We start from the raw sequence: 15,347 nt of genomic DNA, 5'->3' as shown, positions 1-15,347 counted from the left end.
ACCTGACCTAGGTTAATCTCTTGTTGTGATTAAATATCCCTTCACCTGCTAGAACTCATAAATTATTTAGAGATTTCTACTTGTACCTTTTCGGCAAATCCAAACACATCACTATCACTGTGTTTAGCAAATGTATAATCCGCTGTAAACAGCCCCGGTGTTACTGAACGTGCATAGTAGGTGATGCTTTTTAACGGGTGGGTACTGTTTTTATCGTAGTAGAAGCCAAAGCGGATTTTTTGCCCATCTCTTTCGTTTGGATGCCATCTTTGGTCAAAAAGATTAACTGCTGATACATAACGCAGTCCTGCCGGAAGAATATCAGTAATCTCGTAATAGCCGTCAGGTGCAGTTTCAGCAAATTCAAACGCCAGTACGATTTGAAGCAGATCTGATTGTTTAAAGCGCTGTCCACTTTTTCCGTCTACATTATAAGTTCTTTTCACAGTGACCAGTTTATTTTCATCTTCCACTAAATCCTTCACCGGACCGATAAAGCTTGAAGAGACAGCGATATCACCCATGATATCGGAAAATTTAATATTTTGTAACGCTTGGGGCGTAAGCACCAGTTTGAATATCTCATTCTTATCTAGTGTCACATGCTTTTTATCACCGTTCACTTCCACAGTAAAGCTGCCCTTTTGGACTGTATCCGGAGAAATATGTGTGATGTATAGTAGTCTTTCCATATTTGTAAGGATATCGCGGGTGGAGTTCTCCTGTACATATTTGAAAAGACCGTCTTTTTCAGATGCATCTATCTTTGCAGCGAGTACAGCACATAGGGAAGTAAGTGCAATAGTATCATCTCGAGTGGTCTTGATATCCAGATATACATAAGGATTATTCGTAACGCCATACTGCTTTAAAATACCATTATATACATCTAAGGCACCTTTATAGTCGCCCATTTCTGCAAGACCCAACCCGAGATACAATTTTTCTTTCGTGCCTATGGCGGTTGATGGCAGTAAGTTTCTGATATCAATCAATACCGGCTCGTTTAAGGCTGCCAATCCCCATAAAGAGGCTGCAACATCTTCCGGAGCAGCAGTATTATTCTCCAGCGTCTTATAAAAATACCATTTCATTGCCGTAGAATCAAACAAATCCTTCGCCAATGAGGAGACTTTAGCAGTTACTTCAGGGTTGCTGCTGCCGTAGGTTAGCTGTGCGATACCGCCATCATTCTGCTGATATGCATCCAGCGGATCATCTTCCCGCCAGCCTATCTCTTCTCCAAAATGCTTTTTAATTAATTCTGATGCTATTTTTCTTGAAAGCTTTTGGTCAACCCGTTCTCCCCATGTATATGCCAACGAAAGAAGCGTGTTATAATAAGTAGATATTTCTTCGTTATAAAATGAAAGCGTGGTAAGGGAGGTTCCGCCTTCAAGATTTAAATGCTCAGATAGCTTGTAATAGTTTAGTTTTCCCGCTTCCAGCATACTTTGTACTACCTTGAAATCTCTTTTTATTCCATCGTTATAGCCGTCTTGTTTTGCGGTTACTGTGACTGAATAATCTCCTTCTTCCAGTTTGCCCAGTTCTATGTTGACGAGTTTGCCACCATTGCCTTGAGCTGAGAAAGCCTTTTTTTCACCATCTTTCCGGTTAAGCGATACGGTATATTCCACATTTTTATCATTTTCCAATTTGGTACCAAAGCTTCTGGCTGATATGCAGACCGTATCTCCATCTATAAAGATATTATTAAACATTACATCTACGAAGAAGGGAAGCGTTACAGGAACGTTTAATCTGCCGCTTCCGGCTTTTAGATCAGCGGTGATCCCCTGGTAAGTCACTCTCCATGATGTCAGGTCATCCGGGAGTTTAAAAGTTGCTTTTGCGTTGCCCGAACCATCTGTTTTGACGGTATCAAAAAAGGCGTTATCCTTGAATGCAGATCTGATGGATTCATCTCCTCCTTCCCCGCCCTGTTCAGGGAAGCCCATATTCAAGCTTAAAGGTTTATATGATACATATTCCGAAAGAATTCCTGGATCAAAGCAATAGCGGTATAATGAAGCCAGGGTATCTACATGCTGATCATGTACAGCGAAAAATGCTTCGTCCACAACACTAAGGTTTATTTCAGCACTGCAGGGAATTCCCTGCATATCTTCCACATGGATATCCATCTGCACGGTATCACCCGGTTTATACGCTTGTTTATCGGGTTTAATATCGATTTTGAGATTTCCCTCATTATAATCATAGTTAATCTGCTTGCTTTCCACATTAAATACATTTGTTCCGTCAAAATAGACGGCTTTTACATGAACATTAGGTACATCTTGTTTTGTAAAGATAAAAGAATAATCCGGGTCAGTTTTTATTTCATAAGAAAGCAGCCCACTTTTAAGGATCATATACAGGAAGCGGTCTTGGGTGTTTTCAGATAAATCGGTATTATTCTTTTTAACAACCAAAGATACTTTATCTCCAAGTTTAAAGCTGTCTCTATTGTTCTCATCAGTAATAGAATATCTGTCGAGGTCCTGACCGGAAGGCTCTGGGTACCTATATAAATATGCGCTTTCGATGATGGTGCTATTCCGAGAATCTACACCCTGGACTTCCACGTAGTAGTTTTGTTTTTCTTCTAATGGAAACTCATAAGAGCATTTGCCTTCTATGGTGTTGGCATCAAACTCCTGTAGCAGATTTTTAACTTCAAAGTAGCGGTAGGTTTTTTCTTTCTTTTTATTGATAAAATCGTAATACTCTCCTGTTTCCTCACGGTTCCAATGACATTGGTAAAGGCGTATTTTTACAGAGGCGTCCACAGTATTGCCTCGGTAGTCATTTGTCTCGTGCCACCAGCCTGAAAGGGTTTTGAGTTTTGTCAGATTAATAAGATTTGTGTTAATTTCTACTTTTCCCCTATCGTCTTTTGAAGAAGTTTCCACCTCTATCATGGTATCTCTTGGAAATACCATTACGCTGCCGGAGGTATATATCTGCTCCTCTTCTGCTTTCGCATTCGTTAGATAAAGATTCAAGCTAAACGGATGCCATGAATTTTGCGAAGATTGTGGTGAAATTTCAAGATTGGTTTTGCCATCTTCATTACAGACGATATTTCCTTGTTTGCGGGTATCCCATGTCGTGTAGTAGTCATAGCTTAGTTGGAGACCCGGAACCGGTGAGCCTTCAAAAAAGTTTGCATGGATATCCATGTTGACTTTTTCCCATTCGAACATCACTTTTTTATCAGGAGTAATATCTACATTATAAGCCGGTTTGATATACTGACGCACATCAAAATATCTCTGTATAACCGTATTGTCACCCAGCTTAAGCTGAATGAAATAACTGCCTGCATTAAAGTTGGATAATTCCAGCTCACTTTTGAAAGTACCCAGCTCTGAAATATCTATTTCTTTAGAGAGGATTTCCGCTAAATTTGTATTACGGTCATAATAATAATCTGCCCGGAGCAAGGATAGTGTTGCTTTTGAAGATAAATTGCCATTGTTTCTCGGTTTTACCATGCCCCATATCTGAATTGTATCGGTGGGGAGATACAGGTCACGGTCAAAATACAAGTAAGTCCAGTACTTTTGTGCATTTTTATCCGCATAATATTGGTTGCCTCCGTCAAACAGAGGGGCTAATAAGGATGGTCCCTGATCTTTGGAAATCTTCAAAAAAAGCTGGTGATTTTTTTGAAGATCCAATGTTTTTTTGGAGATTATGGCGACACCATCTTTGGTGGTTTTTACCGGTTGAATGCCGTCAGCAGAGATTACTGCTTGTTCAACAGGCTCACCGGTACTTGAGCGGTTTACCCAAACAAGATTCTCTTGCGTACCGGCCATGGCATAGACCGATAAATCATTCACCTGTACATGGGTTTGATACGTTGTATCTTTTGACTTTACATTAATAAGATAATGACCTTCCGGGAGACAGGAAGGAAAAACGACATAGCTTGAACCCCAGTAGTCATTATTATAATTCATGACTTTAGTACTGAACTCATGTACTTTTTGCAGTTTATCGGTATCAAACTTAATACTGTTATCTCTGCCGAATGCCCGGTAGGCGGGATTATCATACTGCTTTAGATTTTCCAGTAGAGCGTCTTCGCTTTCATATTTATAAACTTCAACCATAGTTTGAATATCCTTGAAGTGTTGGCTTGCATACACCTCCAGGGCAGGTATTGCTTGTGGGGTAAAGGTATTTAGGACATCGGTAAAGTTTAGATATTCGGGGAGACTCTGTTCCTGTTCAGGAGATTTGCGTGTCTCAAATGTAAAAGTATAATCTTCAGAAAGGGTTTGTTCGCTTCCGGTAATACCCAGACCCTTTTTGAGGATAACCGTATAGATGGTGTCATAGGCCAGTTGCTCCGGTATAAAAACAACTGTTTTATAATGGAATTCAAACCTTCCGGTGACCTTGGGAGTAATTCGGAAGTATTTTTCAATCTCTTTTACACCTTCATGACTGAAGGAAATTTCAATTCCCGAGTTTACAGGAACATATGCACTTCGGTCTCCCGGCAGTGTCCGGACTACAGTAAATGCTTTTTTGGTCTGAAAAGCCCATGAGTAAGAAGGGGAAGCAGCGTTATCTTTTAGATCGATTTTATAAATGCTATGCGCTTTTAGCGTATCAATAAAATTCAAATGAAATTCTTTATCAGAAATTTTCTTAATTTGATAGTTTTGTTGAGGGGAAACGGTAAGCGCTTGTTTGAGAAAAGATTCGCTTTGCTTCTCTTTACAAAGGATTTTAAATCCGGAGTTTAAATCTACTCCCGTGCTATCTGCAGATAGCGCCGTAATATCAAAGAGGCCGTCTTTTTTGAGATCGGAAGCAGCGTGGTCAATAGAAGAAACATCGCCCTTATCCGACGAAGCAACCTTTCCTGACAGCATATTTGATACTAGCAGTGAAATTATTGCGAATACAAGAATGGCAGCCACTGTTGTAATACTGATTATCACTTTTTTATTTTTAATTAAATCTTTTAGATTCATAATAAAGAGTCCCCTTTCTCAAATACCTAGTCTATATTGTAATCATACTATTATTTAGACAGCACTTCAATGAATTTTGTTCCAAATATTAGATACTAATGAGAAAAGTTCCTTGCATTCCAAAAATAATATATAAAAATATCTTAAAAACACTTGACTTATTTTGAAATTGTTATATTATAATAAGGAACCTTAATTCAAAAGTAAATGATTTATTATTAAAGTATTTTTCGGATTGTTTAAGATTAGTAATAACTTAAAGTATAGACTTCGAAATTTTTATCAATAATTTATATTTACAAAGGATTAAAGGAATAAAAATTTTCGGAGGTAATAGATATGACAGGTACAGTAAAATGGTTTAATGGAGAAAAAGGATTTGGATTCATTACTACAGAAGAAGGAAATGATGTATTTGCACATTTCTCACAAATCAAAAAAGATGGGTTCAAAACTTTAGAAGAAGGCCAAAGAGTATCTTTTGATGTTGCTCAGGGAGCAAAAGGCCTTCAAGCTGAAAACATTACATTACTATAATTTCATAAAAGTTAGTACGGAAACCTGAAGATTTGTCTTCAGGTTTTTTATTTTTATTTACGAAACATCTTGTGAAAAGTTCTGCGGGTAATATGATTGCAGGACGGCCAGCGGCCGTCCTCATTGACAATCTGTGATGATCGCGGACGACCACGGGTCGGTACTACAGTATTTACCCGTCAGAGCGAATTTTTTGCTTTCCTGATTTTTGAGCCGGCTGTTTTATAATCAGAAGCTGCTTTACATTTTCAAGTATTGCAGTATTCTCAATTGCAAGCATAAGCCAAAGTGTCCCGTTAAAGGGTTTTGCATTTTTAATGGTTTCTCGGACCCCTGCTTCAAATTCGTATGAGATCCCTTCGATATATGGTAATAGATCAATGGTTATTACAACCAGTGCGATGAATCGGTTTTTTTCCGGATAAAGAGTGCATATGGACTTTCCTGACTTTTGATATTTGAGATTCCAGCCGGGTTTACCTGAACATTTACTATAAGTAATTTTAGAGCGTGCGTTATATTTTTGCTGAATAAACATATTTAAATCTATCCAGAGTTCGCGTGCAGGTTGATTGATATATTCTGTCAGATCGTCCATTTCAGGCACATAACCGGCATCCAGTATCAAATCCATTTTGCTCATACCATTAAACCTCAGCTTATTTTAAAGGAAACACAATCTTTGTTAAAAGTTCGCTTTCCGGAACATCCGCCGGAGCATTATAATAGAACTCATAGGCTACTCCTGAAGGAACATAACCGTTTTGATGGATCCATTGTGTCATCGCTTCATAGACCGGACCCATCTCTTTATACGGTCCTTTATACATACAAGAAACCTTCTTGCCGGCGGGGATAGCATTTGGCTTAATTTCGCCTTTTCCCGAAATGTTTTTTGATACAGGAAAGCCCATCTCAACATCAAGGTTGTCCATATCCAGATTATAATACGCAACAAAAGGCACGTCGGATGGTTCTTCGCCGATCTCATTCAAATACGCCATGATTGCGTGATAAGCTTTCCCGATTTCCTGTGGCAGCTTGTCCACAGAAGTATTTGTGCGTATTGACAATGTGGGTTGTAAAGGTTGTTCGGTTAATTCAAATTGATTATTCATGTTTTAAAACCCCTTTCGCATTTTTCTCCATTATATCATTTGATCAAGACAACAGTATGTCATGTTTTGGGCAAATATTTTTTATATATTTGCTCAGCAATGTTTGCCAATGTGGAACGGATATGAGGAGGATGTATAACCTCAATGCCATTGCCGAAGCTTAGCAAAAATCCGTAAAGCCAGTTATTTTCAGGGAGTACCGTTTTAACCATGATCTGACCCGATCCGTTTTCTATACCTTCTTCTCCAAACCAGTCTTGAACAATGGTTTCCATCTCTTTTTCAAATACAAGTTCAAGGCAAACCAAGTTTTCGGATTTCTGCCATTCGTTATTTAGCAAGACGTTCTCTTCAGGGATCTTCCGGGGATTAAAAATGCGGGTTGTAACCTGCAAATCCTTTATTCTTGATAGCTTGAAGATGCGGAAATCTTTTCTGATAAGGCACCACGCATAAAGATACCAGTTTTGCCCTTTCATAATCAATGAGTAAGGCTCAACGGTCCTTGCAGTTTTATTACCGGAACTATCCCAGTAGTTAAATCGGATTTCCTTAAAATCTTCAACAGCCTTCCTAATAATCATGGTTTTTTCTTTGATATATCCTGTTCCATACCATGGAGATGGGTCAATAATCAGTTGGCTGGTTTTTAAATCCAAGGCTTCCAGTTGAGACAGGCTCATAATATTTTTTAGCTTTTCAAGTAAAATTTCGTGCTTGCTTCCGGGGATCACACCACCAACTCCTTTTAGAGATGTAATGATTGAAGCCATATCATCGGAAGATAATATGGTTCTATCCAGGCGGTACCCTTCTGCAATTCCTATGCCGCCGTTTAAACCTTGATAGGTTACAATTGGTATTCCTGCCAGGTTGATAGCGTCAACATCGCGAAGAATGGTTCTTACTGAAACGCCAAAAGTTTCAGCAAGTTCTTTGGCTTGTACTCTATCTTTACGTAAAAGCAAAACCAAAATAGATATTAATCTGTCAAGTTTCATGTTACACCACCATCAATCAATATTTCTAGAATTTTATCAATAATATTTCATTAAATGCCGGTTTTGTCAATAATTTGGGGAAAATTTTTTGTAAAGCAATGAACTTTTCTCATAATATGATACTCTTATATATGAAGGGGAGGTGCTAAGGTAGTGACAGCAGATTTAGTTATAAAAGCAAAACAAGGGGATGAAGAGTCATTAGTGCAGTTGATCATGCTCCAAAAGCAGGATTACTATAAACTTGCTTATGTATATATGAAAAATGAGGAAGATGCCCTTGATGCTATAGAAGATATGATTGTTACATTGTATGAGAATATATACCGTTTAAAAAATAATGAAGCGTTTTACAGCTGGAGCAAAACCATCCTGATCAATCGTTGTAAAGCATTATTGAAGAAGAAGAAAAAAGTGATGTCGATAGAATGCATTCAAGAAGAGAGGTACGAAGAGAATCTGTACCAAAAAGACGATCAAATTGTTTTAGAACAGCATTTGTCCCGATTAAACGGTAAGCATCAGGAGGTGCTCAAACTCAGGTATTTTCTGGACTTAGATTATCAATCTATCGCACAAATTTTAAAAGTCCCGTTGGGCACAGTTAAATCACGTATTTATATTGGATTGAAAAAGCTAAGAGAAAGCATTGGAGGTGAAAGATCATGAAGAAAGCAGAAGATATGCTGAAAAATAAGAAAAAGGAATTAGACCTGATGGAGGTGCCGGAGAATTTGGAAGCACGGTTACGGGATGCTCTCAAAAGTAGAAGAATGTGGTATAAGAAAGGCGGCAGATGGAAGTCGTGGATTGCAGTTGCAGTGATAGCAATTTTGTTAGCAGGTTATAATTTTGATACTTTAGCGTATTATGGAAAAAGACTTATAGGATATGATCAGATTATGAATATTACTTTAAAAGAACTGAATGAATTGGGAAAAGGACAGGTGGTAGATAAAAGTTACACTTTCAGTAATGGTGTATCCGTTACGCTGGATGGAATTATGTTGGATGAAAACCGTCTTATAGCTTTTTACACGCTAAAGAATTCTAATGGAGATGTGGATGATATAAATTTTAATCCTTATATATCCACAACAGGGTTCCTAGGGAATTACAATATGCAAGGAGGACAGGGAGAAATAAATGAAGATAAGACAGAAATAAGATGGATGATGGATTTTGATCCCCCGTATTTCTTTGAAAAGACATTGCATTTTAAGTTTGCTATCAATGACAAGGATTTTCATGAAGAAGGAAAGATCACGTTTACTTTAGACCGAAGCAAAGCGATGGGGTATACATTGAAAAAAGCCATAAATAAAAATATCCATATAGATGAAACCAAAATCCATTTTGAAGATATTCTGGCATCACCGACCCGCACAGTTATAAAAGGAAGCATTCAAAACATCGTCGGTTTGGCAGTAGACCAGATAAAAGGAGAGAGATTCAGACCTAATTATTTGGATGTAAGTTTGATGGCCGATGGCAAGGAAATACAGAAACAAGGCAGCGGTATGAGCACTGACTTAAAGGGAATGACTTTCCACTTTGATTATGATGCATTACCGTTGAATTTAGAAACATTGCAATTAAAGATTGAACGTTTCTCAGCAGACCATGATGTACATCAACAAATTGATTTAGATTATGAAGACCCCCACGCACCCATCATGATTCTTGATCAAAGAATAGATATTAATAAAGTTTACCAGTCCAATGGAAACACATATATTACTATTGCTAGTGAAGAAAGTACTATACTAACAAGAGTACATCTATCAATAGATGGTAAAATAGTTAGCTTGGAAAAAACGACGACAGATGGGTATGAAAAGCTGCTAGATGGAACAATTCTTCATACCCGGACGTTAGAGTTTGCAGGATGTGGTAAAAAATTAATACTAAATGTACAAAGGATTAGCTTTGAGCAAGAACTTGATAAAGTAATTAATATTCCTACTAATTAATCCAATGGGGTATATCGGTTTTTATTCGATAAGAAGAGTAACTATTTAAGATATAGTTACTTTCTTTGTTATTATACCGTGACGTATATGTGTACATGTAAATAATCAGTATTATATTTTACAGTTGTCACAGTGGCTATTATATATGTGAATTAAACAATATGAAGATTAATGTTCATACTTATGATAATATCCTTCCACTCTGCGCTCAATCCGGAATCTGTTATGATTTCATCGATTTCATTTAGTTGAGCAAAATATGCAGTACGTACTTTGCCAAACTTGCTTGAATCAGCTACTAGTATTTTTGTCTGTGCCGACTGCAAGGCAGTACGTTTCGTCAATACTTCATAGGTTTGAGAACAGGTGAGTCCCAATTTTTGATGTATACCGGAGGTGGAAACGAACATTTTGGTTGCGCGGATATTTTCAATCAGATTGATCCCTTGTGGTGACTCGAATATTTGATCTTTGGGATGAAAATAACCGCCACCAAAGATTAGCTTTATATCATGCTTTCTTATTAGCTGGGCAAGAATATTAAAATTATAGCAGAGTACAGTAATGCCTAATCCTTCCGAAATGTGTTTTGCAAGGTTGTCTGTTGTAGTTCCGGTATCAAGAATAAGCACATCACCTGCTTCTATTAATCCTGCTGCATATTTTCCGATTTTGTCTTTTTCGCTATTCATAATATTTTGCTCATAATGCAATTCATAATCATCATTGCTAGCATCATGAGCAGAGTTCTCTACATACGTTGCCTTTCCATAGCTTCGGTGAACGATGTCATTACTTTTCAATAGATCTAAATCACGACGTATGGTCATTTCAGATACCTCTAAAATTTGGGAAAGCTCTTTGACCGAAATACTTTTGTTATCTTTAAGAATAGCAACTAATTTATTCAATCTTATATTTTTATTATTCATACTCGACCTCCTTAAACAATATTTGGTATGAGCTCTTGTTTTATCAATCGCACATATCTGTGTTATTATTAAATATTATATGTTAGTATTGTTAGTTTGTAAATTATATGTGTTTATTTTCGGATAAAAATATTTATCAAATAAAAAAGTTTCAAATATTTAGCATTAATTATAGAATGACACCAAGAAAGCTCATGTGAGAATTAACAAATAATTGTTCGATTTGATATAATGATGTGATAAAATTATAAAAACAACAAATAATGTTCGAGTTAATATAAAATTTGTTTAAAATCACATAAATCGAACACAAAAGCATTGACAAATTTGATCGTTTGTTATAAAATAGCATCAGTCAAACTATTAATGTCTATATGGGGGGTAAATATGAATACCATTGTAATTGGATGTGATAATGCAGCGGTAAGTATAAAAAACATATTAATTGAATTTTTGCAATCAAAACGCATGGTTATTGAGGATGTTGGATGTGATACAGCGGATGATTTAGTCAATTATCCTACCATTGCTCAACGTGTCTGCGAAAGAATTATTGAAAGCGGATATTCAAAAAGAGGCATCTTGCTTTGTGGAACAGGGATAGGAATGGCTATATCAGCAAATAAGTTTAAGGGGATACGTGCGGCAGTATGTCACGATAGTTATTCTGCAGAACGGTCTGTTCTTAGTAATAACGGTAATGTACTCTGTATGGGAGCACGTGTAATTGGCCATGAGTTAGCAAAAAAAATAGTCGGAGAATGGATCACGCTCGAATTTAAAGATGGAAGCTCTACTCCAAAGGTGAAAGAAATCGTTGATATTGAAAAGAAAAATTTAAAATAAGATTAGACAGCAAAATCACAATACAATGAGTTAAGGTGAAATAAAAAATGTCGAAAACAAACAAAGTTTATTTAGGAACAAATACTAAAATGTATAAAAACATTTCTGATACACTGGCTTTCCTTACACAATTGCATGAATTAACAGAAGATATTTCAAGAGATCTAATGGAGCTATTTGTAATACCGTCTTTTACCGCTTTAGATCAGGCAAGAAAAGCAGTACCTCAAAATAGCATATCAATTGGTGCGCAAAACATGCATTGGCAGGAAAAGGGGCAGTTTACCGGAGAGATATCGCCGCTGATGTTAAAAGAAGTCGGAGTAAAGATTATTGAAATCGGACATTCTGAGCGCAGACAATTATTTAAGGAAACGGATATTGAGTTGAATCACAAAGTGATTTCTGCTCTTGAGCATGGATTTACTGCGTTGCTTTGTGTTGGTGAAACTGAGGAACAGAAAGAGAATGGTTATGCTGATAAGATACTAAGGATGCAATTAAAAATTGGATTAGATGGTGTGAACCCATTACGGGTAAATAACATATGGGTTGCATATGAGCCTGTTTGGGCTATAGGAATAAATGGGAAGCCGGCATCAAAAGAATATGCTGCACAGAAGCACTTAGTTATAAAAGATACACTTATTGGAATTTTTGGTACAAAAATAGGAGCGAGCATTCCGGTACTATATGGAGGCAGTGTCAATAATCAAAACGCACCGGAGCTAATAGAAATGAAAAACATTGATGGTTTGTTTATTGGTAGAAGTGCTTGGGAAGCAAGTAATTTTAACAAGATCATCCGTAATGTACTACCTTTATTTGCAAAGAAAACAGATGAAGATATATAAATTGCAATAAATTTTCAAGAAGGGATAAGTTAACAATGAAATTAGATCAATTATTTTGCTTAAATGAAGAAATACGTCAAAAGGAATATGTTTTGGCGACATATTACATTGAATTGGATAAGGATAGCGATATTATTGCAAAAGCTTCATCTATGGCAGTTGGTCAAACCGTTGGAACATGGGTTCCGGTACCGGGAATTACTGATGAAATGCGCGATAACCATATGGGAAGAGTGGTGAATGTGATTGATTTGCCTCCGTATGAACTATCATCGCAGGTAGCGGACATTAAATGCACATATCTAATTCAAATTGCTTTTCCTGCGGTTAATTTCGGGGCGCAGTTTCCAATGATGCTTACAACCTTATTAGGCAATGATGCATCCACCTCAGCCCAAGTCAAGCTAGTAGATTTGCAACTTACGGAAAGTTTCGCATCGCAGTTTGGAGGTCCCAATTTTGGTATTGAAGGCATAAGAAACTTAGCAGGGGAAAAGAGCCGTCCGCTTATTTTGAATATGATTAAGCCGTGTATAGGATTTTCACCTGAAGTTGGGGCAAAAATTTTTTATGAAACGGCTATGGGTGGTGTCGATCTTATTAAAGACGACGAATTATTGGGCAATCCCGATTTTTGTCCGGTTGTAGAACGTGTAAAAGCATATAATTCAGCTTCAAAAGCCGCGTATGAGAAAACCGGGAAGAGGGTAATATATATTCCGAATATCACTGATAGCGTAGACCGTGTTTTGGACCATGCAAAGAGAGCAGTGGAAGCTGGTGCAAAAGTACTAATGATAAACTTTGCTACGGTTGGATATAGTATGCTTCATACATTGGCAAAAACTGTGAATGTTCCGATTTTAGGACATTATGCAGGAGCCGGGATGTTTTATGAGGGGATACATTCCGGTATGAGTTCTCCGTTAGCGGTAGGAAAGCTTCCAAGACTAGCTGGGGCTGATATCGTAATGATCAATACCCCTTATGGTGGTTATCCTCTGAGATACCAGAAATATATTCAGACTGTACAGGCATTATCGCTTCCGTATTATAAAATCAAGCCTACAATGCCATCCGTAGGTGGCGGTGTACATCCGGGCATAACAGAGCGATATATAAAAGAACTTGGCACGGATATTATCTTATCACCAGGTGGTGCAATTCATGGACATCCTGAAGGGGCTGCAGCAGGTGTACGAGCGATGAGACAAGCTATTGACGCCGTAATGAACGGGATTGCATTGGATGAAGCTGCAAAAGAGCACTCCGAGCTATTTGCTGCCATTAAGCTATGGGGTTATAAAAAATAATTTTTCAGGAGATAAAGTCATGTTGATTGATATGCACACACATCTTTGGCCATCTGAGAAAACGCCCGACTATCTTAGGGATTACTTCAAGAACCAAGAAAAAGAAAATAAATGCTGTCAACTCACTTATGAAGGACTTCTAAATTCGATGGACAGAGCAGGAATAGAAAAGGCTGTTGTTTTAGCCCTATCTTTTTCACCGGACTGGGCGAATGAAGAGCTTGGGGATATAAATAAATATGTAATACAGCAGACAAAAAAAACGGAAGGCCGATTAATCCCGTTCTGTACCATTAATCCATTTGAGCGCAATTCAGTAGATTATTTACGTAAGATGATTGAAATAGATGGATTCTTTGGTCTTAAACTTCATTGCAATATCCAACAATTTTATCCAAATGATGATAGACTTTATCCTATCTATACATTAATGCAGCAGTATAACAAACCGATTTTATTTCACAGTGGGGGAATAGGTATAAGGCCTATCAAAGATAGATTTGGACAACCGATTCATTTTGACGATGTTGCATGCGATTTTCCGGAATTGCCTATGATCTTAGGACATGCCGGACGAATCTGGTATCATGAGACCGCAATGTTATTAAGAAAGCATAAAAATGTTTTTGCGGATATCAGTACAAATTTTGGTAGAACAGAAAAATTTAGAAATTACCCTATGGAGCAATTATTGCATCAGGTAAAAGGGTGGACAGGGACAGTAGATAAATTACTTTTCGGATCGGATTATCCGTTTTATAGTCAGAGTGGTACTGTAGAGGCTTTAGAAGAAATGCTGCAGACGAGATCCGATCATGAGCTGGTAGCAGCGACTGACATTAAAAACATTTTCACAGCTAATTCTCAAGTTTTTTGTAAGCAATACAATTTAATTAAATAAATATTATGTAAAAAAGGGGGATATTCTTATGGCAAAGCGTTATACCGAAAAAGAAGTTATTGAAAGGCTCCAAACCCAGATCAAACTAGGGAGTCCGCTATTCATGCCAAACTGTGGTTGTGGTCTCACCGCAAAGCTTCAAGAAAAAGGAGGATCAGATCTTATTTGTGTATCAAGTACAAGTTACTGGAGATTGAAAGGGCAAGGGTCGCTTGCACCACTCATGCCTTACAGCGATATTAATGAAATTGTTTTTAAGCTTGCGCCGGAAATTGTTGCAAATGTTAAAGAGGCGCCAATACTTTCATTGTCCGGTGCGACCAATCCTTTATTACCCCATAAGGAGCATTTGAAACGTTTATGGGATGCGGGGATATCAGGTATTAATCCATTTATGATGAAAATATACGGTGATGAAGTTTGTGAGCAGATGGAGAATATCGGGATGGGATGGTCGAAAGAAGTAGAGATGGTCAAGACTGCACATGAAATGGATATGTTTACTTTAGCGTACGCTTTTACACCTGAAGAGGCAACCATATTGGCAGAAGCCGGTGCATCAGCAGTTTCATCTCATGTAGGGTCAACGAAAGGTGGATTGATGGGAGCCAAAACAGGCTTATCATTGGAGCAATCTGCAGAACTCAGCCAGAGAATTTTTGATGCTGCACGGAAAGTTAACCCCGATATTATCCTATTTGCACATGGTGGACCCATCGAAGGACCAAAAGAAGTTGAGTATATCTATAAGAATACAAATGCACAAGGATTTATAGGTGGCTCGGCTGCTGAAAGAGTTCCCATTGAAAAGGCAGTCTATGCTGCAACATTAGAATATAAACAAATCCCTATAAAGTATTAAAGATAAAGGA

Annotated in this window: 13 protein-coding genes; 8 read left to right on the top strand and 5 right to left on the bottom strand. The window is 37.5% G+C overall.

Annotated elements, in window-relative coordinates; all coding sequences use genetic code 11:
* Positions 1 to 62: 62 nt before the first annotated feature.
* Positions 63 to 5,000, bottom strand: coding sequence for an Ig-like domain-containing alpha-2-macroglobulin family protein (locus QKW49_RS14940; RefSeq protein WP_282863473.1), 4,938 nt, complete (start codon positions 4,998 to 5,000; stop codon positions 63 to 65).
* Between the two features lie 339 nt (positions 5,001 to 5,339).
* Here QKW49_RS14940 and QKW49_RS14935 point away from each other — a divergent pair, with 339 nt between their 5' ends.
* Positions 5,340 to 5,537 carry a cold-shock protein gene (locus QKW49_RS14935; protein WP_282863472.1) on the top strand — a complete coding sequence of 66 codons (198 nt, stop codon included), beginning with the start codon at positions 5,340 to 5,342 and terminating at the stop codon, positions 5,535 to 5,537.
* Between the two features lie 172 nt (positions 5,538 to 5,709).
* Here the strand turns inward: QKW49_RS14935 and QKW49_RS14930 are convergent, their stop codons facing one another.
* From QKW49_RS14930 to QKW49_RS14920, 3 genes are read right to left on the bottom strand one after another with little or no spacing between them, the layout of a single operon-like run.
* On the bottom strand, positions 5,710 to 6,180 hold the full coding sequence (locus QKW49_RS14930) for a DUF3788 domain-containing protein (protein ID WP_282863471.1): 471 nt from the start codon (positions 6,178 to 6,180) through the stop codon (positions 5,710 to 5,712).
* A gap of 16 nt (positions 6,181 to 6,196) precedes the next feature.
* Complete coding sequence (locus QKW49_RS14925; RefSeq protein WP_282863470.1) at positions 6,197 to 6,655, bottom strand: GyrI-like domain-containing protein; 459 nt, start codon at positions 6,653 to 6,655, stop codon at positions 6,197 to 6,199.
* 59 nt (positions 6,656 to 6,714) lie between these two features.
* Positions 6,715 to 7,656: a YafY family protein gene (locus QKW49_RS14920; protein WP_282863469.1), complete on the bottom strand. Its 942-nt coding sequence runs from the start codon at positions 7,654 to 7,656 to the stop codon at positions 6,715 to 6,717.
* Between the two features lie 153 nt (positions 7,657 to 7,809).
* Here QKW49_RS14920 and QKW49_RS14915 point away from each other — a divergent pair, with 153 nt between their 5' ends.
* Positions 7,810 to 8,325 carry a sigma-70 family RNA polymerase sigma factor gene (locus QKW49_RS14915; RefSeq protein WP_282863468.1) on the top strand — a complete coding sequence of 172 codons (516 nt, stop codon included), beginning with the start codon at positions 7,810 to 7,812 and terminating at the stop codon, positions 8,323 to 8,325.
* On the top strand, positions 8,322 to 9,629 hold the full coding sequence (locus QKW49_RS14910; RefSeq protein ID WP_282863467.1) for a DUF4179 domain-containing protein: 1,308 nt from the start codon (positions 8,322 to 8,324) through the stop codon (positions 9,627 to 9,629). The genes QKW49_RS14915 and QKW49_RS14910 overlap by 4 nt, the downstream gene beginning before the upstream one ends.
* Positions 9,630 to 9,781: 152 nt before the next feature.
* Here the strand turns inward: QKW49_RS14910 and QKW49_RS14905 are convergent, their stop codons facing one another.
* On the bottom strand, positions 9,782 to 10,561 hold the full coding sequence (locus QKW49_RS14905) for a DeoR/GlpR family DNA-binding transcription regulator (RefSeq protein WP_282863466.1): 780 nt from the start codon (positions 10,559 to 10,561) through the stop codon (positions 9,782 to 9,784).
* A 387-nt stretch (positions 10,562 to 10,948) separates the two neighbouring features.
* Between QKW49_RS14905 and rpiB the strand changes: the two genes are divergently transcribed.
* From rpiB to QKW49_RS14880, 5 genes are read left to right on the top strand one after another with little or no spacing between them, the layout of a single operon-like run.
* Positions 10,949 to 11,407, top strand: coding sequence for a ribose 5-phosphate isomerase B (rpiB, locus tag QKW49_RS14900; RefSeq protein ID WP_282863465.1), 459 nt, complete (start codon positions 10,949 to 10,951; stop codon positions 11,405 to 11,407).
* A 47-nt stretch (positions 11,408 to 11,454) separates the two neighbouring features.
* Positions 11,455 to 12,261 carry a triose-phosphate isomerase gene (locus QKW49_RS14895; RefSeq protein ID WP_282863464.1) on the top strand — a complete coding sequence of 269 codons (807 nt, stop codon included), beginning with the start codon at positions 11,455 to 11,457 and terminating at the stop codon, positions 12,259 to 12,261.
* A gap of 35 nt (positions 12,262 to 12,296) precedes the next feature.
* Entirely contained in the window at positions 12,297 to 13,574 is a 1,278-nt protein-coding gene (locus QKW49_RS14890) for a RuBisCO large subunit C-terminal-like domain-containing protein (RefSeq protein WP_282863463.1), read from the top strand.
* A complete protein-coding gene (locus tag QKW49_RS14885) occupies positions 13,510 to 14,475 on the top strand; it encodes an amidohydrolase family protein (RefSeq protein WP_282863462.1) in 966 nt (321 codons plus the stop codon). The genes QKW49_RS14890 and QKW49_RS14885 overlap by 65 nt, the downstream gene beginning before the upstream one ends.
* A 28-nt stretch (positions 14,476 to 14,503) precedes the next feature.
* Positions 14,504 to 15,337: a phosphoenolpyruvate hydrolase family protein gene (locus tag QKW49_RS14880; protein ID WP_282863461.1), complete on the top strand. Its 834-nt coding sequence runs from the start codon at positions 14,504 to 14,506 to the stop codon at positions 15,335 to 15,337.
* The last annotated feature ends 10 nt before the right edge of the window (positions 15,338 to 15,347 follow it).

The sequence above is a fragment of the Petroclostridium sp. X23 genome (genome assembly GCF_030013905.1).
Lineage (GTDB): Bacteria > Bacillota > Clostridia > SK-Y3 > SK-Y3 > X23.
Note: the sequence above shows the minus strand (reverse complement) of the source record. Positions and strands in the feature narration are given on the sequence as shown.